The organism is Acinetobacter sp. ACNIH2 (assembly GCF_002934965.1).
GTDB lineage: Bacteria > Pseudomonadota > Gammaproteobacteria > Pseudomonadales > Moraxellaceae > Acinetobacter > Acinetobacter tandoii.
This window is the reverse complement of record NZ_CP026412.1, coordinates 1,912,178-1,938,953: the sequence shown is the minus strand read 5'-3', so window position 1 is coordinate 1,938,953 and position 26,776 is coordinate 1,912,178. Positions and strand designations below refer to the sequence as shown.

22 protein-coding genes, 2 tRNA genes and 3 rRNA genes are annotated in these 26,776 nt (G+C 41.5%); 8 read left to right on the top strand and 19 right to left on the bottom strand.

The window, feature by feature from the left end; genetic code table 11:
• Nucleotides 1–32: 32 nt before the first annotated feature.
• Nucleotides 33–1,943: an FAD-dependent 5-carboxymethylaminomethyl-2-thiouridine(34) oxidoreductase MnmC gene (gene mnmC, locus C3F34_RS09130; protein ID WP_044739055.1), complete on the top strand. Its 1,911-nt coding sequence runs from the start codon at nt 33–35 to the stop codon at nt 1,941–1,943.
• Nucleotides 1,944–2,020: 77 nt separating this feature from the next.
• Here mnmC and C3F34_RS09125 read toward each other — a convergent pair whose 3' ends face one another.
• The gene (locus C3F34_RS09125; protein WP_016166248.1) at nt 2,021–2,335 is read right to left on the bottom strand and encodes a rhodanese-like domain-containing protein; all 315 of its coding nucleotides are present in this window, start codon (nt 2,333–2,335) and stop codon (nt 2,021–2,023) included.
• A gap of 91 nt (nt 2,336–2,426) precedes the next feature.
• Here C3F34_RS09125 and C3F34_RS09120 point away from each other — a divergent pair, with 91 nt between their 5' ends.
• Together C3F34_RS09120 and C3F34_RS09115 are read left to right on the top strand one after the other, a co-directional pair.
• Nucleotides 2,427–2,915, top strand: coding sequence for a YajQ family cyclic di-GMP-binding protein (locus tag C3F34_RS09120; RefSeq protein ID WP_044739056.1), 489 nt, complete (start codon nt 2,427–2,429; stop codon nt 2,913–2,915).
• Between the two features lie 34 nt (nt 2,916–2,949).
• Nucleotides 2,950–3,447, top strand: a complete 498-nt coding sequence (locus C3F34_RS09115; RefSeq protein ID WP_044739057.1) for a DUF4442 domain-containing protein — start codon at nt 2,950–2,952, stop codon at nt 3,445–3,447.
• A 50-nt stretch (nt 3,448–3,497) separates the two neighbouring features.
• Here C3F34_RS09115 and C3F34_RS09110 read toward each other — a convergent pair whose 3' ends face one another.
• From C3F34_RS09110 to C3F34_RS09100, 3 genes are all read right to left on the bottom strand, one after another.
• Nucleotides 3,498–3,866 carry an acyl-CoA thioesterase gene (locus C3F34_RS09110; RefSeq protein ID WP_416333169.1) on the bottom strand — a complete coding sequence of 123 codons (369 nt, stop codon included), beginning with the start codon at nt 3,864–3,866 and terminating at the stop codon, nt 3,498–3,500.
• 88 nt (nt 3,867–3,954) lie between these two features.
• Nucleotides 3,955–4,380: a thioredoxin TrxC gene (gene trxC, locus C3F34_RS09105; RefSeq protein WP_044739059.1), complete on the bottom strand. Its 426-nt coding sequence runs from the start codon at nt 4,378–4,380 to the stop codon at nt 3,955–3,957.
• The gene (locus C3F34_RS09100; RefSeq protein ID WP_104441440.1) at nt 4,377–5,276 is read right to left on the bottom strand and encodes an alpha/beta hydrolase; all 900 of its coding nucleotides are present in this window, start codon (nt 5,274–5,276) and stop codon (nt 4,377–4,379) included. Before C3F34_RS09100 ends, trxC begins: the two co-directional genes overlap by 4 nt.
• A gap of 124 nt (nt 5,277–5,400) precedes the next feature.
• Between C3F34_RS09100 and C3F34_RS09095 the strand changes: the two genes are divergently transcribed.
• Both C3F34_RS09095 and C3F34_RS09090 read left to right on the top strand, forming a co-directional pair.
• On the top strand, nt 5,401–5,736 hold the full coding sequence (locus tag C3F34_RS09095; protein WP_044739061.1) for a TIGR01244 family sulfur transferase: 336 nt from the start codon (nt 5,401–5,403) through the stop codon (nt 5,734–5,736).
• Nucleotides 5,729–6,154, top strand: a complete 426-nt coding sequence (locus C3F34_RS09090) for a beta-lactamase hydrolase domain-containing protein (RefSeq protein WP_044739062.1) — start codon at nt 5,729–5,731, stop codon at nt 6,152–6,154. The genes C3F34_RS09095 and C3F34_RS09090 overlap by 8 nt, the downstream gene beginning before the upstream one ends.
• Nucleotides 6,155–6,305: 151 nt before the next feature.
• Here C3F34_RS09090 and C3F34_RS09085 read toward each other — a convergent pair whose 3' ends face one another.
• On the bottom strand, nt 6,306–8,336 hold the full coding sequence (locus C3F34_RS09085) for an Ig-like domain-containing protein (protein WP_104441439.1): 2,031 nt from the start codon (nt 8,334–8,336) through the stop codon (nt 6,306–6,308).
• 150 nt (nt 8,337–8,486) lie between these two features.
• On the opposite strand from C3F34_RS09085, the gene C3F34_RS09080 reads away from it, so the two are divergent.
• Nucleotides 8,487–9,869, top strand: coding sequence for a dihydrolipoyl dehydrogenase (locus C3F34_RS09080; RefSeq protein WP_104441438.1), 1,383 nt, complete (start codon nt 8,487–8,489; stop codon nt 9,867–9,869).
• Here the strand turns inward: C3F34_RS09080 and C3F34_RS09075 are convergent.
• The 9 genes from C3F34_RS09075 to C3F34_RS09035 form a co-directional block, all read right to left on the bottom strand.
• Nucleotides 9,859–11,454, bottom strand: a complete 1,596-nt coding sequence (locus C3F34_RS09075) for a Na/Pi cotransporter family protein (protein WP_104442324.1) — start codon at nt 11,452–11,454, stop codon at nt 9,859–9,861. The genes C3F34_RS09080 and C3F34_RS09075 overlap by 11 nt on opposite strands.
• Before the next feature lie 268 nt (nt 11,455–11,722).
• Nucleotides 11,723–11,837 (bottom strand): 5S ribosomal RNA (gene rrf / locus C3F34_RS09070).
• 213 nt (nt 11,838–12,050) lie between these two features.
• Nucleotides 12,051–14,942, bottom strand: a 23S ribosomal RNA gene (locus C3F34_RS09065).
• Between the two features lie 395 nt (nt 14,943–15,337).
• A tRNA-Ala gene (locus tag C3F34_RS09060) sits at nt 15,338–15,413 on the bottom strand.
• Nucleotides 15,414–15,461: 48 nt separating this feature from the next.
• A tRNA-Ile gene (locus C3F34_RS09055) sits at nt 15,462–15,538 on the bottom strand.
• 61 nt (nt 15,539–15,599) lie between these two features.
• Nucleotides 15,600–17,136 (bottom strand): 16S ribosomal RNA (locus C3F34_RS09050).
• Together the 16S, 23S and 5S rRNA genes with 2 tRNA genes alongside form the textbook arrangement of a ribosomal RNA operon.
• A 442-nt stretch (nt 17,137–17,578) precedes the next feature.
• Nucleotides 17,579–18,652: a DUF6670 family protein gene (locus tag C3F34_RS09045; protein WP_044739154.1), complete on the bottom strand. Its 1,074-nt coding sequence runs from the start codon at nt 18,650–18,652 to the stop codon at nt 17,579–17,581.
• Nucleotides 18,653–18,683: 31 nt separating this feature from the next.
• The gene (gene pssA, locus C3F34_RS09040; RefSeq protein ID WP_016168542.1) at nt 18,684–19,508 is read right to left on the bottom strand and encodes a CDP-diacylglycerol--serine O-phosphatidyltransferase; all 825 of its coding nucleotides are present in this window, start codon (nt 19,506–19,508) and stop codon (nt 18,684–18,686) included.
• 46 nt (nt 19,509–19,554) lie between these two features.
• A complete protein-coding gene (locus tag C3F34_RS09035) occupies nt 19,555–20,412 on the bottom strand; it encodes a 23S rRNA (adenine(2030)-N(6))-methyltransferase RlmJ (RefSeq protein WP_016168543.1) in 858 nt (285 codons plus the stop codon).
• Nucleotides 20,413–20,527: 115 nt separating this feature from the next.
• Between C3F34_RS09035 and C3F34_RS09030 the strand changes: the two genes are divergently transcribed.
• Nucleotides 20,528–21,130 carry a 2OG-Fe(II) oxygenase gene (locus C3F34_RS09030; protein WP_044739153.1) on the top strand — a complete coding sequence of 201 codons (603 nt, stop codon included), beginning with the start codon at nt 20,528–20,530 and terminating at the stop codon, nt 21,128–21,130.
• A gap of 59 nt (nt 21,131–21,189) precedes the next feature.
• The gene (locus C3F34_RS09025; RefSeq protein ID WP_016168545.1) at nt 21,190–21,717 is read left to right on the top strand and encodes a hypothetical protein; all 528 of its coding nucleotides are present in this window, start codon (nt 21,190–21,192) and stop codon (nt 21,715–21,717) included.
• A gap of 84 nt (nt 21,718–21,801) precedes the next feature.
• Here the strand turns inward: C3F34_RS09025 and C3F34_RS09020 are convergent, their stop codons facing one another.
• From C3F34_RS09020 to C3F34_RS09000, 5 genes are all read right to left on the bottom strand, one after another.
• Nucleotides 21,802–22,053 carry a DUF2789 family protein gene (locus C3F34_RS09020; RefSeq protein WP_016168546.1) on the bottom strand — a complete coding sequence of 84 codons (252 nt, stop codon included), beginning with the start codon at nt 22,051–22,053 and terminating at the stop codon, nt 21,802–21,804.
• Nucleotides 22,054–22,198: 145 nt separating this feature from the next.
• Nucleotides 22,199–22,456 carry a DUF2789 family protein gene (locus C3F34_RS09015; RefSeq protein ID WP_026441153.1) on the bottom strand — a complete coding sequence of 86 codons (258 nt, stop codon included), beginning with the start codon at nt 22,454–22,456 and terminating at the stop codon, nt 22,199–22,201.
• Nucleotides 22,457–22,619: 163 nt separating this feature from the next.
• Complete coding sequence (locus C3F34_RS09010; RefSeq protein WP_016168548.1) at nt 22,620–23,606, bottom strand: malate dehydrogenase; 987 nt, start codon at nt 23,604–23,606, stop codon at nt 22,620–22,622.
• Between the two features lie 171 nt (nt 23,607–23,777).
• Nucleotides 23,778–24,443, bottom strand: coding sequence for a ribonuclease I (locus tag C3F34_RS09005; protein WP_158654342.1), 666 nt, complete (start codon nt 24,441–24,443; stop codon nt 23,778–23,780).
• A gap of 37 nt (nt 24,444–24,480) precedes the next feature.
• Complete coding sequence (locus C3F34_RS09000; RefSeq protein WP_416333168.1) at nt 24,481–26,376, bottom strand: transglycosylase SLT domain-containing protein; 1,896 nt, start codon at nt 26,374–26,376, stop codon at nt 24,481–24,483.
• Between the last annotated feature and the right edge of the window lie 400 nt (nt 26,377–26,776).

Here is a 26,776-nt window from a genome sequence, read left to right as displayed (position 1 = left end):
TTTTCTGCGCTTCAATATAAAGGTTTCTACTTTTGTCACATGCAATACAAACGGCTGAGCTCGATTGGCATCTTGTCGATGGTATCGAGGTGCCTGTCTCTAAACAATTTGGCGATGTTTATTTTTCTAAAGACAATGGTTTATTAGAAACTCGCCATGTCTTTTTACATGGCAATGATCTCAGCCAGCGTTTGGCAAATTTAAGCGACTATGAATACTTTTCTATCGGTGAAACAGGCTTTGGTACGGGCTTAAATATTCTGGCGCTATGGCAAATGTGGCAACAATATCGTCCCGATAACCAGAGTCATTTACATGCCATCAGTGTGGAAAAGTTTCCACTATCCAAGCTAGACTTAATTCGTGCTTTAAATGCCTGGCCTGAACTCAAGCCTTTAACCGATCAACTGATTCAACAATATCCTTTACCTCTTGCAGGTTGTCATCGCCTCAGTTTCCCTGAGGAGCGTTTTAGTCTTGACCTATGGTTAGGCGATGCGCATGAGGTTTTCCCACAAATGGAAAAGCTTCATCCTGTCAATGCATGGTTTTTAGATGGATTTGCACCTTCTTGCAATCCAGATATGTGGCAAGAACAAGTGTTGAATCATATCGTGCGACTGTCCGACTACGGAACAACTTTTGCCTCATTCAGCGTGGCTGGCGTGTTAAAACGAGGGCTGAAACAGCATGGTATTCAGATCACTCGCCCACGTGGCTTTGGGCATAAACGGGAAATGCTGAAAGCCAGTTGGATAAAGCCAGAGCTGGATAGCGACAACGATGCTACAACCTATCAAATAACGACTGAGGCATCTAAGCCCATCAGCACCAAGCAACGTCACATCGCGATTGTCGGTGCTGGCATTGCAGGTTTAAGCTGTGCTTGGGCTTTTGCTCAACGCGGACATTTAGTCACCCTCTATGACCAAACTGCACCTTTGGCAGGAGGATCTGGAAATCCGTTGGCTTTACTGAATCCGAAATTGTGCCCGATTGAACAAAGCCATGAACACTTGATGACCTTGGCTTGGCAGCACTCACTTCGCCACTATGCTCAATTTCAGGCCTTTCGCCCGATTCAAGTCAACCAAATGGCTTTGAAAAATGCCGATGATTTATTGGGTTTAGCTACCGAATATCCTGAACATGTATTGAATACCTCAACCGCACAGGACTGCGCTATTGCAACTGATTTTCCGAGCTTAAATCTGCTGCAAGCAGGGGGAGTTTCTCCGCATGCATTACGTGATCAGATTCTTCAACATCCTCTCATTCAGTTTCAGCAAGCCACGATCAAGAGCTTTATTTCAAAACAAACTGTAGAAATCATGAATACTCAAGATCAGTGTCTGGGTGACTTTGATCATGTGATTGTGTGCTGCGCACGCGAAAGCCAAACTCTTTTTGAACATTATCCCCTCCTTAAACCCATTCGTGGTCAGGTCAGTTGGGTTAACAATCGGACGCAAACTTTAGCTGCCAATCAAGCCTATAGCTATGGTGGCTATTGTATGCAACTCGATGCTGAACATTTAATTTTGGGTGCATCTTTCTATCCGAATCGGGATGATTGTGAAGTTCTCACAGAAGACCATGTGCATAACTTCAATCTTATCCACAGTGTATTTCCAAGTTATGCACAATCTCTGCCTCCAACCTCAACTTGGCAAGGTCGTGCTTCAGTGCGTGCACAAACTAGCGATTATTTCCCTGTCTTAGGTCGCTTGGATCATTCGACTGAAATATATAGCCTAGCGGGATTGGGATCTAAAGGCTTTTTATTCGCACCATTGTGTAGTGAAATTTTGGCTGCAAAAATTCTTTCAGAAGTGTGCCCTGTTCCAAGTTCACTTTTGAAAAAGTTGGATATTCAACGTTTTGTAAAAAAAACTAAACCGAAGAAACCCTATTTTAAGGCTCATCCACATACGCAGACTTAAAATTAATTCTTTTTTATATCTCTGTTGTTTTTTCTTCTTCATTTACGAAAAAAGCGCCAGAAGGCGCTTTTTTTGAATCAGGTTCCTTGTTCTAAAGGTAAACCCGCGTCACGTGCCGCTCGTGTACCCCCCATCAGGACTACATACTCACGTGAATGATCTAAACTATCGAGAAGTTCAGCCGCACGTGGCGCCTTACTTCCACCACCACACAAAATGTAAATGGTCTGATCCGCAGACACCTGAGTCAAACAATCTGCTGACAAGTCTGCAATTGGCTGATTTACCGCACCTTTAACATGGGCTTCAGCATAAGCACTTGCGTCACGGACATCCCAGATGATGGCATCGTCTGGGAACTCAAATGTTGTAATTTCTTGTTTACGGATCATTGTGCACTCCTTTGATGTAAACAACACTTGGCAAATGAAGAAAACATCCCTAGCATCTCAGATATTCTTTCCCTTTGTAAAGGTCTATTCTATGCCATCGTTCGATATTGTTTCAGAATTAGAGATTTTTGAAGTAAATCATGCAGTTCAAAACACGCAAAAAGAAATTGCAACGCGTTTTGACTTCCGCGGACAAGATGTTTCTATTGAACTCAATGAAAAGTCTAAAGAAATTAAAATTAGTACTGAAAGTGATTTCCAATGCGAGCAAGTGTATAACATGTTGGAAAACCATTTTTATAAGCGCAAAGTGGATATTCAAGCTTTAGATCCACAAAAACCAACTGCTTCTGGTAAAAATGTGATCCAAGTGATCAAACTGAAAGATGGTCTTGACTCTGATACTGCAAAAAAAATTAATAAAGCCATTAAAGAAAGTGGCATTAAAGCGCAATCTTCAATTCAAGGCGACAAAATTCGTGTGACTGATAAAAAGCGCGATACTTTACAGCAAGTCATGAATTTCTTGCGTGAACAACAATTCGGACTTCCATTGCAATTTAATAACTTTAAAGACTAATGTGAGGCCACCCCTAAACATCTAGAGGTATGATATGACTCAAAGCAATCGTTTATCCAAACTGGTCAACGCCACATCGAAATTCCCGCAAGGGATTCGAACTACCCTTTGGAGCAAAGCCTTTGGTCGTATTGTACCGATGGTCGGTACAGCCAATATTCGTTATCTGGAAGTTGACCAGCACCATGTGGTCGTACGCATTGAAAATCAACGTAATATGCAAAACCATATTAAAGGCGTGCATGCAGCAGCAATGGCGTTATTGGCTGAAACTGCAACAGGTTTTTTAACGGGTTTACATGTTCCAGATCATCGCATTTTATTGATTAAAAGCCTACATGTTGATTATTTGAAGGTTGCGCAAGGTGGACTCACTGCGACGGCAAGCTTAAGCTCAGAACAGCAAACGTTTATTGCAGAGCAGGAAAAAGGTGAATTGCTGATTCCTGTAACTGTAATTGATGATACAGGCAATGAACCGATTCAATGCCAAATGCTTTGGGCTTGGTTACCTAAGCGCAAGTCGGCTTAAAATAGAGACATAAAAAAAACCAGCAATGTGCTGGTTTTTTTTATTTAAGCTTAGGCAGATTGAGTGTTCATAAACTTCTGCTTCACTTCTTCAGGAATTTGACGTTTGTTGCCTTTCACATCTACAGCCACAAAAGTGAATACACCTTCTGTGACGCGTTTTGCCTCACGCGAGCTGTCATGGCTATCCCAGACTTCAATTTGCATTTGAATTGAAGTCTTGCCGACTTTTAAAATTTTGGTATAACAACTAATCACATCCCCAACTTTTACTGGCACCAGAAAAGTCATTTGATTAATTGAAATTGTTGCACAACGCCCTTTACTAAAGCGTTCTGCATGGATTGCTCCAGCCAAGTCCATTTGTGACACAATCCAGCCACCAAATACATCGCCACTCCAGTTGGTATCTGCTGGCATCGCAATGGTTTGAAGAGATAAAGTCCCTTCTGGTTTCACATGAATATCTGACACGATTTCTCCAAGCCTATTGTGCTTTGACTAGGCATTAGACATTTAAATGTTGATCTAGCCACTGTTGTAGTTCACTCGATCTAAGCGCACCGCTTATTCTAGCAATTTCATTGGTTTTATTCATCAACACGAGGGTTGGAATACTGCGCACATGAAAAGCACTGCTTAAACGAGGAGACTCTTCCGTATTAATCTTGGCAAAAATCACACGAGGGTTCTGTTTTGCCACGGCTGCGAAATGAGGAGCCATCATTTTACACGGTCCACACCAGTCTGCCCATAAATCAATCAAAATAGGTAAATCACTATGCGTGATGAACTGACTAAAATTTTGTTCATTTAAATCAATGGGAGCTAGTGGAATCAAGGATTGATGGCACTGACCACAGCTAGGCTGGGCTTCAATTTTTTCTTCAGGCACGCGATTCTTGGCCAAACAGGATGGGCATACAATAATCATGAGCTGACTCCAATATGTTGATGTAAGAATTCTAATTGGGTCGAAATGGCTTTTTCAAACCACGGATGATGATAAATATCGAAATGTTTCATCTCCCACTCATAATATTGCACATAAGGTGCGATATTAGTAGCCGCTTCACGACTCGAAGCAATCGGCATTAAACTGTCTTCTTTGGCTGCAATAAATAGCACAGGAATATTGATTTTACGCACCTCCTGAATGGGGCGATAACGAATCAGATTAAAGAATACCCGTGCTGGAATTTCACCACTCCAAAAATAGTCTGGGTGAACAATCGACATATAACCTGAATAACTGTCCTCTGTCGGCATAAAACTAAGATCATCACGACTTACAACAGGTAAAGTTTTACAGGCCATCCCGACTTTACCCCCCATATAATCTTGACTGGAAATTTTTAGTGCTTTGGATAATTGAGGAATCGGGTAAAGTTTGGCCAGCTCACTACCATCAACCATCGGCACTTGCACCATCACCGCTTGAATATTTTTCAATTCACTGGCTAACGTCAAGACATAACCACCGCTCAGTGCTGTTCCCCACAAAATAATCCGTCGTGAATCAATCGACTTTCGTTCCTGAAGATGTGCAATCATCGTTCGCCAGTCGTCTAACTGAGAGCTAATAGAGACCAACTCACGTGGTCGCCCTGTACTCCCCCCCCAGTAGCGATAATCAAACAACACCACAGCGTAACCCGCTTGTGCAAATTGTTTCGCGTATTGCACCAGTTTAAACTGACGTAAGCCTGCCAAGCCATGTGCCATCAATATAACTGCTGGTTTATGTTCCGTTTTGGGCCGATAAAAATCTGCCGCAAGTACTTCCTGACCACTTTTGACATATAAAGGCTCGACCGTGTAAGCGTGCATACGCGCTCCAGTACGTTATTTTATGGTTGTAATCATTTATAAAAATTTCAACAGATTCAACAGTAGAATCTGCTTAATGCTATCATAAAGCATATATTGTTTAATTGGATGATGGAGTGACATAATGAGCGAAAATGTAGGCTTCGCAGGTCAAATCGGCCCTGAGCATGTAGAACAAGTTGTCGAAAAAGGATTCAAGTCTATTATCAACAACCGCCCAGATATGGAAGGTGGACCAGAGCAACCCACAAGTGCTCAAATTGAAGAAGCAGCACGTGTTGTAGGACTCGACTATGTCTATCAACCAGTCGTAGCAGGTCAAATTACCGAGCTTGATGTACGTACTTTTGCCAATCATTTTAATGAACTTCCAAAACCCGTTTTAATGTTTTGCCGTACAGGCAATCGTTCAAACAATTTATATCAACTGGCAAAACAAATGGATTTGCTGGATGATTAAGCAACTCTTGACTACATGCATTTTGTGTAGTGTTTTGCTGAATAGTACACCCCTTTTCGCTCAGAAAACTCAAATGCTTCAAGCACTGAGCGAAAACCTTACCGTGTCTGGTCAGCTTGATAACAAAACGTTTCAACTACTGTTAAAACAGGGATTTAAGTCTGTAATTGTGAATCGGCCCGATCAGGAAATGGGAAATAATGTTTCTGTCAGTCAGTTACGCAATATTGCTGAGCAATCTCACGTAAGTGTCATTTACCAACCTATTGAAAACGGTAAAATTACGCAAACAGATATCATTGAATTTTCAAAGTACTATAACGAACTTCCTAAACCCATTTTAATGATTTGCAAAAGTGGTCAACGCTCAAGCGAATTATTTAATGAAGCACGTAAGCAAGGTTTATTACATGAATAAATTATTGATCGTTGTACTCTGTACTTCCATCCTACCTGCTTGTACATCTATGGATGTACGTCCTACGGTTGGTGTGAGTGTTGGAACATCAATTTAAATTTTCGCTCAAAAAAAACAGCGCCGAAGCGCTGTTTTTTTATTTAAAACTCTTTTATTTGTAGTTGGTACATGTCGAATAATCTGTACCATAAGGACTCACATCATCTGGACGCCATTTACCATCAACATCATCCACATCAATATCAGCAACAGGCGGCATGAAGGATAATGCTGTTAAATTATCCTTAGTAGAAACCGTTGTGGAAGCATTAATATTAACTCGTAGCCAATTTGAATAATTACGTCCATAACGTACTTTAAAATCAAATTTCCCTTCCGAATTCGTTCTAAATGTTGCATTAGTCCCAAGAATTTTATTATCCAAACCTAAAATCGCAATTGGATTTGGAAATTCATTTGAAGGACATTCAATATATGTGGTTACTCTTTTCGCTACACTATTTTCATAAACAGTGTAATCACGCGACCAACGCCAATAAGCCAACCATGACCACATTCCATCACTGCCTTGTGAATAAGAATAATCACGCACCCAGTTAAAACGCCCCTTATAAAAACTTACTAAATCTAGAGAAATACTAATTTCTTGATTGGCAATAGGATTCCCTGCTGTATCTACTACAGACGCTGTAAATTCTTTATAATAATTGGTATTGTCATTCGCCTCTTTAATGACATTATGATTTTGCGCCACTGTAATGAAAGCAGACTGAGTTGAAACAGTTAATAATAAATTTGGTGAATATACAGGCTGAGGAGATGTTGCACTTGCACTTGAGGCTTGAATTTCAACTCCACCGCCTAATGTTTGTGCTGAACCCGCTGTATAAATTACAGTTGCTCGACCTGTACTATCCGTTACTGCAGTTGGTTGTGACAGACTACCATCAGAAGATGTATCTTTAATTGTAGTAAATTTAACAACGACTCCTGGCACAGGTGAACCATTTTTATCTTTGACTAGTGCAATCACCTTGGTATTAGCTCTTGGGGCTAGAACACTCGCTTCAGATTGAAGTGTGATAATTGCTGGAGCACCCGCACTAATTTTCTGAGCAATATAAACGACATTAGACCCGAATTGCGCTGAAACTGTTGCAACAGATGAAATCGTACCAATTAAGTTTGTACTCGCATTACCCACCCATTTGCCATTTTCTTGATGCACATTTGTAATAGAAGCTTTAGTTGGAGTAACTGTTCCATTTGTGGTATCAAAATTCACCGTTTTACCAAGTAATTCCGCTTGTGATGAAGCATTTACTTGTACTGTTATTGTTTTACTTTCACCGACACCTACAGGATCTGTATTAGAAATAGGTTGAATTACATTATTAGAAACATTCGCAATTAAAGTGACTGAATCTGTAGTTAAAAGATTACTAATTGACTGATTACTGCCTGAAACAGTAATCTTACCCGTCAATTCTAACTTATGATTGGCTAATGCTAATACCGTGTTATATGGTACTTGGAATACAGCTTTACCAGCTGAATTAGTAACTAAGGTCGATCCAACCGTATTACCTACACTATCAATTAGACTAGCTGTTGCACCAACTAAAGGATTACCTACTGCATCTACTGCTGTGAGAGTTACATTGGCACTATTTCCTACTTCAAGTAAATTAACATCAGAAGTAATCGAAACAGTCGTACCTGTCACTGGAATTTCAATTTCTTGTTTTGCAGACCCAGAAGTAACAATAACCGTAATTGTTCTATTAATTCGTTGACTTAATGTAGAATTAATTAAGCTTACATCTATTGTTGTTATACCACTTTCATTACTAACGAGATTACTAGACTTGCTTAGGCTTGCACCAGAAGTTTGTGCATCTTTAATTTCAACTTTAACATTCGCATTTGCAATGACACCACCGCTTTTATCTAAAGTACGAATAGTCAAGGTTAAGCTATCCTCACCGCCTGCATTTAAACTACTTTTACTTTGTCCAATTGATAATAATTCTGCTGTTGGTGAAGTTACTGTTCCACCACTCGAATTTCCTCCAGAATTCTTATCTGGAAAATATCCATCACTCCCCCCTCCACCACAACTTGCCAATAATACTGCCAATGCAACAGTCGACAGTTTTAGACCAATCTGTTTATTATTCATCAAAATTCCCCGAATAACCTTTCTTCATTAAGTGGTAATTAAATTTTTAATTTGTCGTATGTAACCATATAAGTAGCTTTATGTAAATAAAGTCAGACCAAATGTTTTACTATGTTAATCTCAAGAGCATTAATTCAAATAATATCTATTATGTACGACATCATTATTATTGGTGCTGGAACAGCTGGGCAGGCTGCATATAAAGAAGCAATCAAACACACATCAAATATTTTAATTGTGAATCATGGTCCTTGGGATACTACCTGTGCACGGGTAGGTTGTATGCCAAGCAAAGTACTCATTTCTGTAGCAAATCAACTGCATGATGCTCAATCATTAGATCAAATTGGTGTAACAACACATCTACATCCTGATTCCCAAAAAATCATGCATCATGTACAGAACTTAAGAAATCAATTTACACAAGCAGCTTTAAAAGATGTCGAACGCTGGGAAACAAGCCATAAAATAACTGGTCAAGCTCACTTTATTAATGCCTCGACAATTGAAATTAATCAAAAGCACTATCAAGCTCGGAGTTTTATTCTAGCTGTAGGATCAACGCCAAGTTTTGATCTTGAATGGAAAAAAGAATTAGGATCTAAACTCATTACTTCTGATGAAATCTTTGAACTGGAGCAACTGCCAGAATCTATCGCTGTGATTGGAAGTGGTGTTATTGCTCTTGAACTTGCGCAAGCATTACAGCGTTTAGGTGTTAAAACTACGATATTTGCACGTAGTCGAAAAGTCGGAACATTAACCAGCCCTTTACTACAAAAAATGGCGCAAGAGCTGTTAAGTCAAGAAATTGAAATTAAATTCGAAGTGTTACCTACGCACATTCAAAATTTCAAAGATGGTATACAAATCACCTATCAGGAATTTGGCCAAGAACACTGTCTAGTCGCAGATTATTTATTGGTTGCCACAGGACGTCGTACATTATTAGATAATTTAAAATTAGAAAATATAAATGTTGAATTTACAGATTTGAAAAACTTACCTATTCATACAGTAACCAAACAGCTTGCACACTATCCTATTTTTGTTATTGGTGACGCTCATACCAACACACCTATTCAGCATGAAGCTGCACATGAAGGTCGCAATGCTGTTTTAAATTGCTTAAATTTAAATAAGATCAAAAGCATTCGAAATTTAACTCCACTAGGAATTGTATTCTGTGAACCAGAAATGGCTATTGTGGGTCAAAGTTTTAAGCAACTTGAAAGCAGTAAAGTTCCTTTTGTAACAGGGTATGTTTCTTATGCCCAACAAGGACGAGCACAAGTCTTAAGGAAAAATTATGGTGCCTTAGAAGTCTATGTCCATACAAAGAGCCGTAAAATTTTAGGTGCAGAATTACTAATGACTTCCGCTGAACATTTAGCGCACTTACTTAACTGGATGATTTCTGAAGACTGCACACTTGATCAGCTACTGGAAAAACCATTTTATCATCCAACTTTAGAAGAAGGCCTTAGAACTGCATTAAAGCATGCTCGACGTCAATTAAATGCTATTCAATAGCATCTTGATCTTGTTGTTGCAACAATACTGCAACTCTTTGTGTATGGGCGATAAGATGAACAATCCAACGTTGTGCAGCCAATAAATCCAAGGTCTGAGAAGCTGTAAGTTGATGATTTACGGAAGCATGCATAATCTTCTGACGAAGAAATTCTTGCTGCTCATTGCTCGCTTGCTCTAACTGAATTAAATCATTCACAAAATCTATCGGAAATTTTGGAAATGGTGTTGTTTGTAAATATTCAATTTGTCCTTCCAAATGCGTAACCAATGCTAAGGGAAGTTCTTGTAATATTTGCTGCTTCTTAAGCAATTCAACTTGCGCAACATCTTGTAAATCATTTCTCAAAACTCTGATATATACCACTAATCTGAGCAAGAGAATTAGATGCTGCTGATCACTGTGAGACTGTGGAACGGACATGCGCTCTAAGTAGGATTCTACAGTTTTTATGGTTGCATCCATCTCATTGATATTAATCATTGTAGAAATAATTTCACCACGAATAAATTTAATCAGTAAAGAATAGATATCAGTTAATGTTTGCAGCAAAACACGTTCTGTTGCAGCTATAGCCAGTGCAGGTACACTGTATAAACTATCATCCAAGTAGCGTGTTAATGAATTTTCTTGCTCAGGTAATAACCTTAATAGTAGGTGCTCAAATCGGCCAATAAACGGCATAAAAATTAAGGCACCGAGCAAGCTAAAGCACGTATGAAACGCAGCAACGATAAGAATAGGGTCCAAATGATGGATAAAGGCCATATACTGATAAGCCCATAAGAATCCAGGTAATAACAATAAAAAAGCAAAAATTGCAGTCACAATATTAAAAATGACATGTACAGCAGCAGTACGTTTTGCACTGGTAGTCGCCCCTACTGCGGCCAAAACTGCGGTAACAACAGTCCCAACATTTTGACCTATTACCAAAGCTAAGGTTTGCTCCAAGTTAATCGCTTGGCTCGCCAAAGCCGCTAAAGTTGCTGTAATTGCTGCACTCGATGATTGCAACAAAATCGTCATCACAAAACCAATCAGTACTAAAAGTAATTTACTTAAAAGACTTTCTGTTGGCCAACGACTTAAATCAACTGAAGCAGCACCCCCTGCCATGGCTTGCTGTAAAACATCTATTCCCAAAAATAATAAACCGAACCCAGCAATGGTCATTCCCATTAAGGCCAGACGATCTTTAGCAAGTAGTTTTAAGATTGCTCCAATAGCAACCAAAGGTAAGGCTATTTTTGAGATTGAAAATTTTAAACCAAGTAATGCAACCATCCAACCTGTACTGGTGGTACCGATATTGGCACCAATAATTACACCAATTGCATTACTAAACGTCAGAATACCAGCACTAACAAATCCAATAGTTGCTAAAGTCGTTGCTGTAGATGATTGCACAGCAATCGTGATGGTAATACCCGAAAACATTGCTTTTAAGGGAGAGTCCGTGAAGCGCACTAGCCATTGTCTCAATGCTTCCCCCGCAATAGCTTTAAGGCTATCGGTCATTAAACTCATTCCTAATAGAAATAAGCCAATACCTCCACACAACTGTAATAAACTATTCAGCACAACCATTCTCGATTTATAGTTCTTATCATTTCACAGGTTTATCATAGAATATGAGAGAAATAAAATTTGATCTTATAATATAACTCTGTGTATTTCAGACTTTTAATCCTTAATTAAGAAATAGCCTTAAAGTTAGAAGCAGGGACTTTAAGGTTATCTATACTAATCTTGAGCTATTTTGAACGTATTTTTTAAACTAGTTATTATTCATTATTTTCCATATAAAAAAACACCCCCTTCTTATTAGAAGGGGGTGTTTGAATTAATGAGCTGGCGATGACTTACTCTCACATGGGTAACCCCACACTACCATCAGCGCTAAGAGGTTTCACTTCTGAGTTCGGGAAGGGATCAGGTGGTTCACTCTTGCTATTGTCGCCAGCACAACTGTTTATGGACTTGTTCAGGTTTTATGCTCAGATCATTTGATCTTGTTGCTACCCTACTTGGTACCAAATGAGTTATTAACGGATTAGTTAACTGAGTCGAATTTTATGTTCTAGCTTTCACTAAATCAAGTTTTTTGTTTCAGATCAGGGTTAACTGATCTTTTATGAATCGATTATAAGCTTTAAATACAACTGCTTGGGTGTTGTATAGTCAAGCCTCACGAGCAATTAGTATTGGTCAGCTTCACATATCACTATGCTTCCACATCCAACCTATCAACGTCGTAGTCTTCAACGGCTCTTTAGAGGACATAAAGTCCTAGGGAAATCTTATCTTGAGGTAGGCTTCCCGCTTAGATGCTTTCAGCGGTTATCCCTTCCGAACATAGCTACCCGGCGATGCGACTGGCGTCACAACCGGTACACCAGAGGTTCGTCCACTCTGGTCCTCTCGTACTAGGAGCAGATCCTCTCAAATTTCCAGCGCCCACGGTAGATAGGGACCGAACTGTCTCACGACGTTCTAAACCCAGCTCGCGTACCTCTTTAAATGGCGAACAGCCATACCCTTGGGACCTGCTTCAGCCCCAGGATGAGATGAGCCGACATCGAGGTGCCAAACACCGCCGTCGATATGAACTCTTGGGCGGTATCAGCCTGTTATCCCCAGAGTACCTTTTATCCGTTGAGCGATGGCCCTTCCATACAGAACCACCGGATCACTAAGACCTACTTTCGTACCTGCTCGACTTGTGGGTCTCGCAGTTAAGCGCGCTTTTGCCTTTATACTCTACGCGTGATTTCCGACCACGCTGAGCGCACCTTCGTACTCCTCCGTTACTCTTTAGGAGGAGACCGCCCCAGTCAAACTACCCACCAGACATGGTCCTCGTCCCGGATAACGGGACAGAGTTAGAACCTCAACATTACCAGGGTGGTATTTCAAGGACGGCTCCATTGGAACTGGCGTTCCAACTTCAAAGCCTCCCACCTATCCTACACAAGTAAGGTCAAAGTTCAATGTCAAGCTGCAGTAAAGGTTCACGGGGTCTTTCCGTCTAGCCGCGGGTACACTGCATCTTCACAGCGATTTCGATTTCACTGAGCCTCTGCTGGAGACAGCGCCGCCATCATTATGCCATTCGTGCAGGTCGGAACTTACCCGACAAGGAATTTCGCTACCTTAGGACCGTTATAGTTACGGCCGCCGTTTACTGGGGCTTCGATCAAGAGCTTCGCTTACGCTAACCCCATCAATTAACCTTCCAGCACCGGGCAGGCATCACACCCTATACGTCCACTTTCGTGTTTGCAGAGTGCTATGTTTTTAATAAACAGTTGCAGCGGCCTGGTTTCTGTGGCTGCCAATAGCTCAGGGAGCAAGTCCCATCACCGTCAGCAGCGTACCTTCTCCCGAAGTTACGGTACCATTTTGCCTAGTTCCTTCAGCAGAGTTCTCTCAAGCGCTTTGGTCTACTCGACCTGACCACCTGTGTCGGTTTCGGGTACGATTCCTGTGTAACTGAAGCTTAGAGACTTTTCCTGGAAGCATGGTATCAGCCACTTCACTGTACAAGTACAGCTTGCTATCAGTTCTCAGCATAGAGTACCCCGGATTTGCCTAAGATACATGCCTACAACCTTCCACCTGGACAACCAACGCCAGGCTGACTTAACCTTCTCCGTCCTCTCATCGCATTACACAGAAGTATTGGAATATTAACCAATTTCCCATCGACTACGCCTCTCGGCCTCGCCTTAGGGGTCGACTCACCCAGCCCCGATTAACGTTGGACTGGAACCCTTGGTCTTTCAGCGAACGGGTTTTTCACCCGTTTTGTCGTTACTCACGTCAGCATTCGCACTTCTGATACCTCCAGCATACTTCTCAATACACCTTCATCGGCTTACAGAACGCTCCCCTACCACTTGACTAATGTCAAATCCGCAGCTTCGGCACATAGTTTTAGCCCCGTTACATCTTCCGCGCAGGCCGACTCGACTAGTGAGCTATTACGCTTTCTTTAAAGGGTGGCTGCTTCTAAGCCAACCTCCTAGCTGTCTATGCCTTCCCACATCGTTTCCCACTTAACTATGATTTTGGGGCCTTAGCTGGCGGTCTGGATTGTTTTCCTCTTGACTACGGACGTTAGCACCCGCAGTCTGTCTCCCGGATAGTACTCATAGGTATTCGGAGTTTGCATCGGTTTGGTAAGTCGGGATGACCCCCTAGCCGAAACAGTGCTCTACCCCCTATGGTATTCGTCCGAGGCGCTACCTAAATAGCTTTCGGGGAGAACCAGCTATCACCAGGCTTGATTAGCCTTTCACCCCTATCCACAAGTCATCCCCTGGCTTTTCAACGACAGTGGGTTCGGTCCTCCAGTTAGTGTTACCCAACCTTCAACCTGCTCATGGATAGATCGCCTGGTTTCGGGTCTACACCCAGCAACTAAACGCCCTATTAAGACTCGATTTCTCTACGGCTCCCCTATACGGTTAACCTTGCTACTGAATGTAAGTCGCTGACCCATTATACAAAAGGTACGCAGTCACCGAACAAGTCGGCTCCCACTGCTTGTATGCATGCGGTTTCAGGATCTATTTCACTCCCCTCACAGGGGTTCTTTTCGCCTTTCCCTCACGGTACTGGTTCACTATCGGTCAGTCAGGAGTATTTAGCCTTGGAGGATGGTCCCCCCATATTCAGACAAGGTTTCACGTGCCTCGCCCTACTCGACATCATCATGTAAGCCCTTTCGTGTACAGGACTATCACCCACTATGGTTGCACTTCCCAGAGCATTCCACTAAAACTTACATGACTTAATGGGCTTTTCCCCGTTCGCTCGCCGCTACTGAGGGAATCTCAATTGATTTCTTTTCCTAAGGGTACTGAGATGTTTCACTTCCCCTCGTTCGCCTTGCAACACTATGTATTCATGTTGCAATACCTACCTTATAGTAGGTGGGTTCCCCCATTCAGAAATCTCCGGATCAAAGGATATTTGCCGCCTCCCCGGAGCTTATCGCAGGCTATTACGTCTTTCATCGCCTCTGACTGCCAAGGCATCCACCACATGCACTTAATTACTTGACTATACAACCCCAAACAGTCGTTATTACCTACAAGTAGTAATAAGACAGTGATCAATGATCGCTCATTCATCTCTTACAGTTTGTTGTCCGTGCACTTAAGCACTGTACAGCTTCAATCTAAATTCATATACCAAAACGCTTGATTCAGTGTTTTTGCTAGTTCTCAATCAACTTAGATCAAAGAATTACTTCTTCTCTCTTCGTCATTGAGTGAACAATTTATTTCAGACTCAATTTTCTAATCTGTTAATGATTAACTACAGCCTCGTCAGCTTGCAGTAAACTGTGATAAATCACAGAAGTTAACAAGACGCGCATATTACGCTAACTTCTTATTAATTTCTATAATCTAAGACTTCGTTTGCTTGTTTCTTAGCTCATTGCAATGCAATGTGATGGTGGAGACTAGGAGAGTCGAACTCCTGACCTCCTGCGTGCAAAGCAGGCGCTCTACCAACTAAGCTAAGTCCCCAGCTTATCAATAAGTCAATGTTTCTGATCTTCCGTACTTCGTCAGTAGTGGTGGGTCTGACAAGACTTGAACTTGTGACCCCACGCTTATCAAGCGTGTGCTCTAACCAACTGAGCTACAGACCCTCAGATACATCGTCATGAAGAACAACTTGTTGTGGATTCTTACCAATCGTCAATCTTTCGTTAAGGAGGTGATCCAGCCGCAGGTTCCCCTACGGCTACCTTGTTACGACTTCACCCCAGTCATCGGCCACACCGTGGTAACCGCCCTCTTTACAGTTAGGCTAGCTACTTCTGGTGCAACAAACTCCCATGGTGTGACGGGCGGTGTGTACAAGGCCCGGGAACGTATTCACCGCGGCATTCTGATCCGCGATTACTAGCGATTCCGACTTCATGGAGTCGAGTTGCAGACTCCAATCCGGACTACGATCGGCTTTTTGAGATTAGCATCCTATCGCTAGGTAGCAACCCTTTGTACCGACCATTGTAGCACGTGTGTAGCCCTGGTCGTAAGGGCCATGATGACTTGACGTCGTCCCCGCCTTCCTCCAGTTTGTCACTGGCAGTATCCTTAAAGTTCCCACCCGAAGTGCTGGCAAATAAGGAAAAGGGTTGCGCTCGTTGCGGGACTTAACCCAACATCTCACGACACGAGCTGACGACAGCCATGCAGCACCTGTATGTAAGTTCCCGAAGGCACCAATCCATCTCTGGAAAGTTCTTACTATGTCAAGACCAGGTAAGGTTCTTCGCGTTGCATCGAATTAAACCACATGCTCCACCGCTTGTGCGGGCCCCCGTCAATTCATTTGAGTTTTAGTCTTGCGACCGTACTCCCCAGGCGGTCTACTTATCGCGTTAGCTGCGCCACTAAAGCCTCAAAGGCCCCAACGGCTAGTAGACATCGTTTACGGCATGGACTACCAGGGTATCTAATCCTGTTTGCTCCCCATGCTTTCGTACCTCAGCGTCAGTATTAGGCCAGATGGCTGCCTTCGCCATCGGTATTCCTCCAGATCTCTACGCATTTCACCGCTACACCTGGAATTCTACCATCCTCTCCCATACTCTAGCTGACCAGTATCGAATGCAATTCCTAAGTTAAGCTCAGGGATTTCACATCCGACTTAATCAGCCGCCTACGCACGCTTTACGCCCAGTAAATCCGATTAACGCTCGCACCCTCTGTATTACCGCGGCTGCTGGCACAGAGTTAGCCGGTGCTTATTCTGCGAGTAACGTCCACTCATCAAGGGTATTAACCTTAAGAGCCTCCTCCTCGCTTAAAGTGCTTTACAACCAAAAGGCCTTCTTCACACACGCGGCATGGCTGGATCAGGCTTCCGCCCATTGTCCAATATTCCCCACTGCTGCCTCCCGTAGGAGTCTGGGCCGTGTCTCAGTCCCAGTGTGGCGGATCATCCTCTCAGACCCGCTACAGATCGTCGCCTTGGTAGGCCTTTACCCCACCAACTAGCTAATCCGACTTAGGCTCATCTATTAGCGCAAGGTCCGAAGATCCCCTGCTTTCCCCCGTAGGGCGTATGCGGTATTAGCATTCCTTTCGGAATGTTGTCCCCCACTAATAGGCAGATTCCTAAGCATTACTCACCCGTCCGCCGCTAAGCTAAGGTGCAAGCACCCTCGCTCCGCTCGACTTGCATGTGTTAAGCCTGCCGCCAGCGTTCAATCTGAGCCATGATCAAACTCTTCAGTTTAAAATCAATAGTGCTTTATTCTAAACACCAAATCTGGCTCATCAATTTTCTGACATTAATTTCTCAAATAAACCTCGAGTAATTTCTACCATCAATCAATGAAAATAATTTCGATCAATCAATTAGTAAAAATCCACACAAGTTGTTCTTCATAATCTCTTAATGATCTTCTCGATGATTCATCATCATCAAGCTAGGTCGGCTATGTTACTCTAATCTAAATCAAAGTCAACAGGTAATTTCGATATTTTTAAAACTCATTCAATCAATCTAAAAATTTAACCACCAAGCTAAATCCTTGTTAATCAACAAGTTTTTATCTGCATCACCGCCGATGGATGTGCATTCTACAGCATTCTCAACTCAACACAACCCCTATCCGAAAATTATTTGAAAAATATGGTTTATAAGCTCAATTTATAATCAAAATTCGCATTTTAAGTTATTTTTTAAGCATAAAAGGTACGGTATTCATCAAATCATCGAGTATTTTTTCATCTTGATTTTTTTCTTGCCACTTTAATGCTCGACAATCCACATATTCACAATAGCCTGCTTCACCATATTCTTCTCGAGCATTGATTTTAATTTGATATTTAAAACTCCCAACATAACCCGCAGCCAATCCGAATTTAAAATCTCCTCGGCTTTGCGCTTGTATTTGAATGATATCGCCAGTTTTATTTTGATAATTCCATTCAAACTCTCTTGGTAAATACATGGCTTGTCCATTTGGAGTTACTACTTTGGGATAGACTCGATGTACTTTGAACTGTACTTGTTCATCAAAAAGTTCTGTGCGTTCAACATTGGCATATTTAAGATAAATACGAGACTGTACAATTCGATTAAAGTGATCTCGTGTTTGCGCCATCAACACTTGATCACCATTATTGAGTTGAATAATTTGATAAGTAAAAAATGCTAAAGGTAGGTAAGGAAACTGGACTGCACGCGCAAACTCGAATACGCCATGCTGTGCAATCGAAAAAATTTGTTCTTTATAAGCAATACGCCCCTCAAAAAAGCACCGTGTAGACCAATGTTCTCCAAGTCCCAGACGCATTTTATTAAAGTAGCTGACTTGCGTCGTAGTCTGAACAGAAAGTTGACAACTTAATTCATCATCATCACGTTGGATTTGGAAGTTTGGTAAATTTCCTAAAATTTGCTCATGATTTGAAAACTGCCACAAGCTTTTGGAAAAATGACAATCTCGTTGCATGGCATAACTGTGCAATTGCCCCACCATGTGTGGACTGCTACTACACAAAATAGTTGCCGTATCTATTGCAGTGCTATGAATTGCACTCTCATTGCGTAACATCGGCGCATGTGCTGCCCCCATCAATCCAATAAAATTAAAGTAATGCAGGGGTGCTGGAAGATTTGGCAGAATAATGCCGAAATAGACAAACGTATATTGACGTGTAGGGATATGAAAGTTTAAGTGTGACTTTTTCGGAGCCAGATTCAATTGTTTGGAACGATCTAAAAAATCTTGAAACAATTGCATAACCTAGCTCCTCATCACAATTATCTCATGTTTAGCTCGCAGTTTGCTTACGAGCTAGAAAGGTAGTGACAAAACCAGAAAGTGCATAAATGATTGAAATCACTAATATGCCTACAGGAATATTGTAAGTCATTGCAGCCAGAATAAATACCGCGATTGGTAATACCGCAAATGGGACTCGCTTACGGTCGACCGTTTTAAATGAATAATATTTGATATTAGAAATCATCAACAGCCCAACTGCTACAATAATGGCAGCATTGACAATCTGAATACCTAACTCATTTAGATCAAAAATATTAGGAAAGTCACGACCAACCCAAACCATTGAAATAATCATAACAGCAGCTAATGGGCTGGCGACTCCAATAAAGTAACGCTTATCGACGACACCGATTTGCACATTAAATCGAGCAAGACGAAATGCGGCACAAGCTGTGTAAATAAAACAACAAGCTAAACCAATACGCCCCAAGTCATGCAAACTCCAGCTATACATAAGGATAGCGGGCGCAACACCGAAAGCTAACAAATCGGAAAGCGAGTCAAACTGCTCTCCGAATGCACTTTGCGCTCCAATTGCACGTGCAACACGACCATCTAAACCATCAAACAATGCTGCAATAAAAATGGCATAAATAGCTTGAGTAAATTCACCATTCATACTGGCAATAATGGAATAAAAACCCGAGAGTAATGCTGCTGTGGTAATTAAATTCGGCCACAGATAGATACCACGACGTTTGACCTTTTGCCCTTCTTGAGTATGCTCCTCTTCAACAACTTCGAAGGTAATCCCATCGTAGTCATGGTCTGGAGCATGTAACTCACCTTCGGGTTTAGAGCTATTTGTCATTCTTTTATGTCCTAATCTGCAACCTAATTTATTTTATCTAAGGCAATTATTCGCCAACTAACCAACGTACTGCGGCATGACCGCCATTTTCTTGCATACGTAAATGCGGGAACAACCATTGTAGTGCTTCGTCAGCATCTTCAGAGAACTTCCATGGTGGATTGATGACCAATAAACCGCAACCATTTAAGCCCACTGGGGTGTCATCTGGCCATACACATACTTCACAAACCAGCTGACGGCGAATACCTGTTTTAAACATTTTTTTCTCAAAACGTTCAATCATGGCACGATCTTTAATCGGGTACCAAACTGCAAAGATACCTGTTGGCCATTTTTTATAAGCTGCAACCAAAAGCTCAACCAATTGTGGGAAATCTTTGCGTTCTAATTCATATGGTGGATCAATCATAACCAAACCACGTTTTTCTTTCGGTGGAATTACACCAAGCAACCCTTCATAGGCATCGCGTTCATGCAAACCTGCACGTTTGTCATGAATGTTATGGCGTAATTGTTGAAATACATCACGCTGCATTTCAAAAATGGTCGCTTTATCAATATCGCGCATACCTTCCAGTGCAAACCATGGTGAACCGGGATATGCACCTTTACCAAAATTCCCACGCATTTTTTCAACAATTTTTAAATATTGTTGAACGCCTTCTGGCGCAGTACGTTTAACTGAATCATCCAATTTAACTAAACGGTGAATACCATTTAAAAACTCACCTGATTTTTGTGCTTCTGAGGAAGATAAGTCATATTTACCCGCACCACCATGCGTATCAACATAGCGATATGGTTTATCTTTTGCATTGAGTCGAGTCAAAAGCTGTAGTAATAAAACATGCTTCATGACATCGGCAAAGTTGCCTGCATGGAAATGGTGACGGTAATTCATTTCTATTTAATTCCTAAAATCAATGGATATTTTAGCATGAAAAATAGTTTCATTCCGACGGATATGTTGTTCTAGAATAAAGCAGTTCAGTTTTCTAGTTTTGAGTTGTGCTTCTATGCTTGTTTCCAAGCTTCCTGCATCGTGGAATATCAATCAAGTTCTCGATGATCTTGACCAACATGGTTTTGCACTGATTGATCACGCCTATCCTGCTGACTATGTGACCAACTTAGTCAATGAATGTACCACTCACTTAAATCAGTTTCGTGAAGCTGCCATTCAAAATGGTGTAGTCAGTAAAATTCGTAGTGATCATATTTTATGGATTCATCCAGAATTAGCAGTGGCTCAACACCATGTTGCAACCCTATCGCTTTTATCTGAACAATTGAATCAAGCCTTTTATCTAGGCATTCGTGAAGTTGAAGCGCATTTTGCTTGTTACCATGCAGGTGAGTTTTATGCGTTACATCGAGACAATCCACAACAGAAAAATGATCGTGTTGTTTCAACAGTTTATTATTTACATAAGCAATGGCAAGATGATTGGGGTGGGCAACTTCGACTTCAGGATAAAAATGGTGAGTGGCATATTATCCAGCCTCAACCGAATCGAATTGCCCTGTTTCAGAGTGATCTTCTGCATGAAGTCATAGAAGCCAAACAACAACGTCTTTCAATTACTGCTTGGTTAAGAAGTGGTAATAGCATTTGGTAGACCTTTAAATCTTTCTAAACGACCTTATATAAATGGCTTAACTTGAGAGGACTGCACGAATGCTAAAAGATGCAAAGCAAATTATTGCGCGAATTGGCGAGACTGACCAAATATATTTGGAAGGCAACACACCCGATTTAGCACTAGAACGTGCAGACTTACGTTTGGCATTGGTAACCTTAAGTCGTGTACGTCAAGAGCAGATTCACTTTTTACAAGAAGCGATTGTATTGCTTGAACAAGGTCGTATTGAATTTGAAGAAATGCCACTACGCACCTATTTAAATTTGTCCTTGCATTTAGCGAAGGCTTATATGCTGTACTTTGAAATTACCAAAGAACAGCGCTTTGCTTTAATTACTCAGCAAATTTTAAAGCCTTTAACTGTACATGAGCATGGTGATGTCTATTTCTTCCTCGCCTACGCCAGCGCATGTAAAAATGATACTGCCCTGAGCCGCCATTGGTTAAAGAAATATAGTCAAACCTCCGAATTTGATGCGTTCTTGTTACAGCAACATGCTGCATTTGCACCTTATCATGAAGCACTCTGGTTCATACAACTTACCCAACAAAAACCACATTAAATATCAAAAGCTGTATTTAAAAAGCGCCCTTCTTGGCGCTTTTTTATTGTAGAGAGTGGACATGCATACAAGTAGCTTGAGGTTTTAAGCCGTTTGTAATTTATAAGCATCCATATGCAGTTGCTGGTTGAGTTCATCAATCCAGATCGCCCAATCATCATCTTGTACCAAATGACTAATGAGAAAATCACGTTGTGAGCGATTCCAGAATGGTGCTTCATGCAAAGATAAATGTGCTGGCAGTTGATGTGTACGGACATATAGCTCTATTGCAGCCAGACTGTTCGCCAGACCTAATTGTGAAAACAGTAGCTCTAAGGATGGATTATTTTTCATTCTTCCCCGCCCCTTATCAATTCATCTGTAATTTATTATTTACTTAAGTTATAAGAATTCTGTAGGCAAAAAAAGAGGCTGTGGCGATTTTGTTGTAGCTTTTTGTGAACTACAGGAAAGCACGACAGCCTGTATCTATTTGTTATTAACCTGAGAAATTCATGCCTCCAACATCTTCATGTAATTGCTCATTTAAAGTATCAATCACAATCGCCCATTCATCATCTTTATCCCAGTGGCTATGTAAAAATTCACGCTGTGCTTCTGTCCAAAAACTGGCTTGATGCAGTTCAACGCCTGCAGCCAATTGATGCTCACGTATAAATTGATCGATATCACTTTCACTGGCGTTTAAACCTAACTGTTCAAATAGCAGTTCTAAGGTGGGTTGTACATCAAACATCATTCTGTCCTCGCATCCTTGTTCTCTTTTCAAGGTAACTGAATAACATCACAAAATCATTCTGTATATTTTTTCAGCATGTTATTTTTTGTTGGTTCTATTCATCCATAAAAAAAGCACCCCTAAATGGAGTGCTTTTTTAACTTAATCATTAAAGATTAAATTAGTTCACCATGTCAGCAACTGCTGCACGTTCTTCTTCTAACTCATTTAGAGTGAAGTTGATACGCTCACGGCTGAATTCATCGATTTCAAGACCTTGAACGATTTTGTATTCGCCATTTTCAGTTGTTACAGGGAAACCGAACATTACACCTTCAGGGATACCATAAGAACCGTCAGAAGGAATACCCATTGTTACCCATTTGCCGTTTGTGCCAAGAGCCCAATCGCGCATGTGGTCGATTGCAGCATTCGCAGCAGATGCAGCAGAAGATAAACCACGTGCTTCGATGATCGCAGCGCCACGTTTACCTACTGTTGGAAGGAATACATCTTTGTTCCAAGCTGCATCGTTGATTTTGTCTTTTAAGCTTTCGCCGTTTACAGTTGCAAAACGGTAGTCAGCATACATTGTTGGAGAGTGGTTACCCCAAACTGTCATGTTTTCGATGTCAGAAACTGCAACACCCGCTTTTTGCGCAAGTTGAGTTAACGCACGGTTGTGGTCAAGACGTAACATTGCTGTGAAGTTTTTCGCTGGAAGATCTGGAGCAGATTTCATTGCGATGTAAGCGTTAGTGTTTGCAGGGTTACCTACAACCAATACTTTAACGTCACGGCTAGCAACTTCGTTAAGTGCTTGACCTTGACCAATAAAGATTTCGCCGTTCACTTTTAACAAGTCAGCACGTTCCATACCAGGACCACGTGGACGTGAACCAACCAATAACGCGTAGTCAGCATCTTTGAATGCAACTTTAGGATCATCAGTACCGATCATGCCAGCCAATAATGGGAAAGCACAGTCATCTAATTCCATCATTACGCCTTTAAGCGCAGCTTGAGCTTTCTCAAATGGAACTTCTAACAATTGCAAAATAACGGGTTGGTCTTTACCAAGCATTTCACCGCTAGCGATACGGAATAATAAGCTGTAACCGATTTGACCAGCTGCGCCAGTAACGGCAACGCGAACAGGTTGCTTCATGTAATTATCTCCAATTGAGGATCGTTAATATGATTAAACGGGTCTGTCCGTTTTCATCGAATTATCATAAACGGCAAAGATTGTACTCCAATCCTCAAGCATATGCATAAAAAAGAGCATGAATTTCAACAAAAGTCTGATAGGAAATATAAATCGCCAGTCATAAAAAACTTAGTATGACCCTTTAATTGTGATCTGACTTGGGCAATTTCCAACAACGGCAGTAGAGCATTGTTTATATTGCCCATTGGTTTTATAGCAAATATTGACTTTGGTTAGATAGTTTTCACCACGATAACTCTGGCACCCCAACTGTATTCCATTACTTGGCAAAGTCGGGTTTAAACGCAAAAACTGTAATTTGATTTGATTCTGCGGCAAAGTTCGTGTTTCTGGGCTTGATAGTTCCGCTGGAATCTTTAAACGTTCTGCATAATTAATAATGGTGCGGAAATACTGACTCGCCCCCATCGGCACACAACCACCAATAGACTGCCAGAGCTGAACGCGTGCATTTTCATCTGGCATGACTCTAGCTACGACTTTGGCTTGTAATGGAGACAAGTTTGCTGAAGATGAGGTTTCACATTCTCGCTGTGCTGTTTCAGGCAATAGTCCGAGAATATTTAGCGAATACCCCTCTAAACATTTACGGCGTTTATTGCGTTGACTGTCCATCATACATGCCGCAGGCGTCATTTGGATTTCCATGACATAGCCATGTGGTGCAACAGAGGAAGCGGCATAGGTGAATTGCGTACAAACAGCCAGAGCAAAGCCACCTACGATTAGGCAGGACACTTTAATCTGAGTGTTTTCAACTACATCAAACCACATGAATACTCGCCCTTCTCATGCTGCTTACACAATAAATTTATGGCGTACCGCGATAAGGAATAACCTGCATACGATTTCCAATAGACTGTGCTCCCTGCCCCAACAAGACCCCATAATGCGTGGCATTGGTCATGACTTGTTTGACGTAGTCTCGAGTTTCGTTCAAAGGAATGGTTTCGGTATATTGATCTGCAGCCAGTGGTCGATCATCAGGTTGCCAACGACGCGCCCGATTCGGTCCAGCATTATATCCTGCAGTCGCCAACACTGGGTTACTGCTTAATTGGCTATTAATCATCGACAAATAAAACGTTCCATAACGAATATTGGTATTCATATCCGATAACGCGGCAGGATTATAAGTTTCCCCCATTTGCTTGGCAACCAATCTCGCTGTATCTGGCATGATCTGCATTAAACCACCTGCTCCAACATGTGAGCGAGCACTCGAAACAAAACGACTTTCCTGACGCATTAAGCCATATGCCCATGCTGGGTCAATTCCTGCATTTTGGCTATGGCTAACCACATAACTTTGATGAGGCATCGCATAACGATAGGCATAATTGTGCTTATTCTCGGTACGATCTGCTGCATAAATGGCACGATCATACCAGCCCATATCGGTTGCACGTTTCGCTGCTGCTAATAATAGACCATCATCATGTTTTAAATAGGCTTGGCGCACCGCCCAGTTCCATTCACGATTCACATAGCTATCAGGTGCATTAACATTACGTAAAGCAAAAGCCCGATTAAAATGAATATCTTGGCTTAAGCGCTGCACGTCATTGTTGCTTGGCTGTACATTATTCGGAATCGTACTGTATCGTTGCCCCACATGGTCTTTGGCCAGTAAATTATGATACTGGTCTCCTTGAGCCAATTTGCGGAAAATTTCCTGCGCGCTACGTTTTGCATGCGCATCATTACGCTGTTCATAAGCACGAGCCAACCAATATTGCCAACGATCTTCTTGTTTTTGATTGACACTCATGGCATCAATGGCACGAATCAGACTTTCCCAAGCACTAAAACGGATGGCTTGACGCGCATAGATTTCTGCTTCTTCTGGACTAAATGGCAAGCCATAACTGGCATCCAAATTATTTAACACTTCACGCTTGAAATTATTTTTCATTACAGTCGTACCACCAATATAACCGACTGCACGATACAAAGCTTTTTGTATAGCTTCTGGTGTTCCCTGCGCAGCACGCTGTACAGATGAAATTGCTGCATCCAAATCACTGTCTGCCATGCGTCCCATTGCAAAGATTAAATACGCATGGTCTTCTGCGGTTGCTTTAGGTGCAGACCAGACATAATTCAATGGATCAGCTTGAATCTTGTTCAACTGCGCAAGGCTTAAATTCAACCCCAAGGTTTGTGCTGTGGCAATAGCTTGTCCAGATTGACCCGCACGTAACAAGCTCCATAAGCGTTGTTGCTTATCTTGCTGAGTCATTAAAGGACTCGACAGCATTTGTCGAGCTAAACCTGTACAGGATTCAGGTTGAGAATTTGTTGTTAGCCAAACATCTTTGTATTCTGCAAAAACTAAACTATCCCCTGTTTTCGCCCGCACTTGTGCAACTGCACAACTTTCTGCCTGATCTGGATTGGTCACATAAGGTAAAACAGGCTGTGCAGTACTAAAATCGGCTTGCTTGACTTTTTCTTCAACATAATCGGCGGCTAATTTTTCCGCCATCGCAGATTGAGGATAACGGCGAGCAAAATCAATAATATTATTTGCTGGCTGAAAGCCCAAATTGGCGTTTAAAGCCCAATATTCTGGGTAATAGCCCAATACATCATTTTGCATGGACATTTGATATTGTTGTAATAATTGAGTATTGCCAGAATTGGCCGCTTGCAAAGCATCATTAAATTGTTCATTTGCTGCATAGGCATGACCCAATATGCCCATTGAAGCCACACTCCATGCAAGTACGTGATAATAATTTTTTTTATGTATCCACCGATTTAACATATGTGCGCCTTCATCCTTTATTTTAACCTATTCGACCCAATCTCAATATAAACACTTCGTTCATGCAGCTAGTTTAGAATATTCTCCAACCACTCTGTTGTTGTGTTATGTAACCTTCTGATAAGACAATATTAATTTTCAAACATTTTTGCTTCATAAATCAATATTTTTGCTTCGATATTTAAAGCTGACCGTTTTTCTGTAAATCCTGCTAAAATATGCGCCTTCCTTATATTGCTCTCGTGTTTAACCGTGTTTCTGCGCTCGTCAAGGTCGATTTTTTATCGCCAACGCATCACGCAGATACAGTTTTTACACGTTTCTCCGTTTTATCCCT

Bases quoted from the DNA above. Each gene is read 5' to 3' on its own strand.
- C3F34_RS09125 (WP_016166248.1), bottom strand. From the start codon at position 2,335: ATGATCCGTAAACAAGAAATTACAACATTTGAGTTCCCAGACGATGCC.
- C3F34_RS09120 (WP_044739056.1), top strand. From the start codon at position 2,427: ATGCCATCGTTCGATATTGTTTCAGAATTAGAGATTTTTGAAGTAAAT.
- C3F34_RS09115 (WP_044739057.1), top strand. From the start codon at position 2,950: ATGACTCAAAGCAATCGTTTATCCAAACTGGTCAACGCCACATCGAAA.
- C3F34_RS09110 (WP_416333169.1), bottom strand. From the start codon at position 3,866: ATGCCAGCAGATACCAACTGGAGTGGCGATGTATTTGGTGGCTGGATT.
- trxC (WP_044739059.1), bottom strand. From the start codon at position 4,380: ATGATTATTGTATGCCCATCCTGTTTGGCCAAGAATCGCGTGCCTGAA.
- C3F34_RS09100 (WP_104441440.1), bottom strand. From the start codon at position 5,276: ATGCACGCTTACACGGTCGAGCCTTTATATGTCAAAAGTGGTCAGGAA.
- C3F34_RS09095 (WP_044739061.1), top strand. From the start codon at position 5,401: ATGAGCGAAAATGTAGGCTTCGCAGGTCAAATCGGCCCTGAGCATGTA.
- C3F34_RS09090 (WP_044739062.1), top strand. From the start codon at position 5,729: ATGATTAAGCAACTCTTGACTACATGCATTTTGTGTAGTGTTTTGCTG.
- C3F34_RS09085 (WP_104441439.1), bottom strand. From the start codon at position 8,336: ATGAATAATAAACAGATTGGTCTAAAACTGTCGACTGTTGCATTGGCA.
- C3F34_RS09080 (WP_104441438.1), top strand. From the start codon at position 8,487: ATGTACGACATCATTATTATTGGTGCTGGAACAGCTGGGCAGGCTGCA.
- C3F34_RS09045 (WP_044739154.1), bottom strand. From the start codon at position 18,652: ATGCAATTGTTTCAAGATTTTTTAGATCGTTCCAAACAATTGAATCTG.
- pssA (WP_016168542.1), bottom strand. From the start codon at position 19,508: ATGACAAATAGCTCTAAACCCGAAGGTGAGTTACATGCTCCAGACCAT.
- C3F34_RS09035 (WP_016168543.1), bottom strand. From the start codon at position 20,412: ATGAATTACCGTCACCATTTCCATGCAGGCAACTTTGCCGATGTCATG.
- C3F34_RS09030 (WP_044739153.1), top strand. From the start codon at position 20,528: ATGCTTGTTTCCAAGCTTCCTGCATCGTGGAATATCAATCAAGTTCTC.
- C3F34_RS09025 (WP_016168545.1), top strand. From the start codon at position 21,190: ATGCTAAAAGATGCAAAGCAAATTATTGCGCGAATTGGCGAGACTGAC.
- C3F34_RS09020 (WP_016168546.1), bottom strand. From the start codon at position 22,053: ATGAAAAATAATCCATCCTTAGAGCTACTGTTTTCACAATTAGGTCTG.
- C3F34_RS09015 (WP_026441153.1), bottom strand. From the start codon at position 22,456: ATGTTTGATGTACAACCCACCTTAGAACTGCTATTTGAACAGTTAGGT.
- C3F34_RS09010 (WP_016168548.1), bottom strand. From the start codon at position 23,606: ATGAAGCAACCTGTTCGCGTTGCCGTTACTGGCGCAGCTGGTCAAATC.
- C3F34_RS09005 (WP_158654342.1), bottom strand. From the start codon at position 24,443: ATGTGGTTTGATGTAGTTGAAAACACTCAGATTAAAGTGTCCTGCCTA.
- C3F34_RS09000 (WP_416333168.1), bottom strand. From the start codon at position 26,376: ATGGGCATATTGGGTCATGCCTATGCAGCAAATGAACAATTTAATGAT.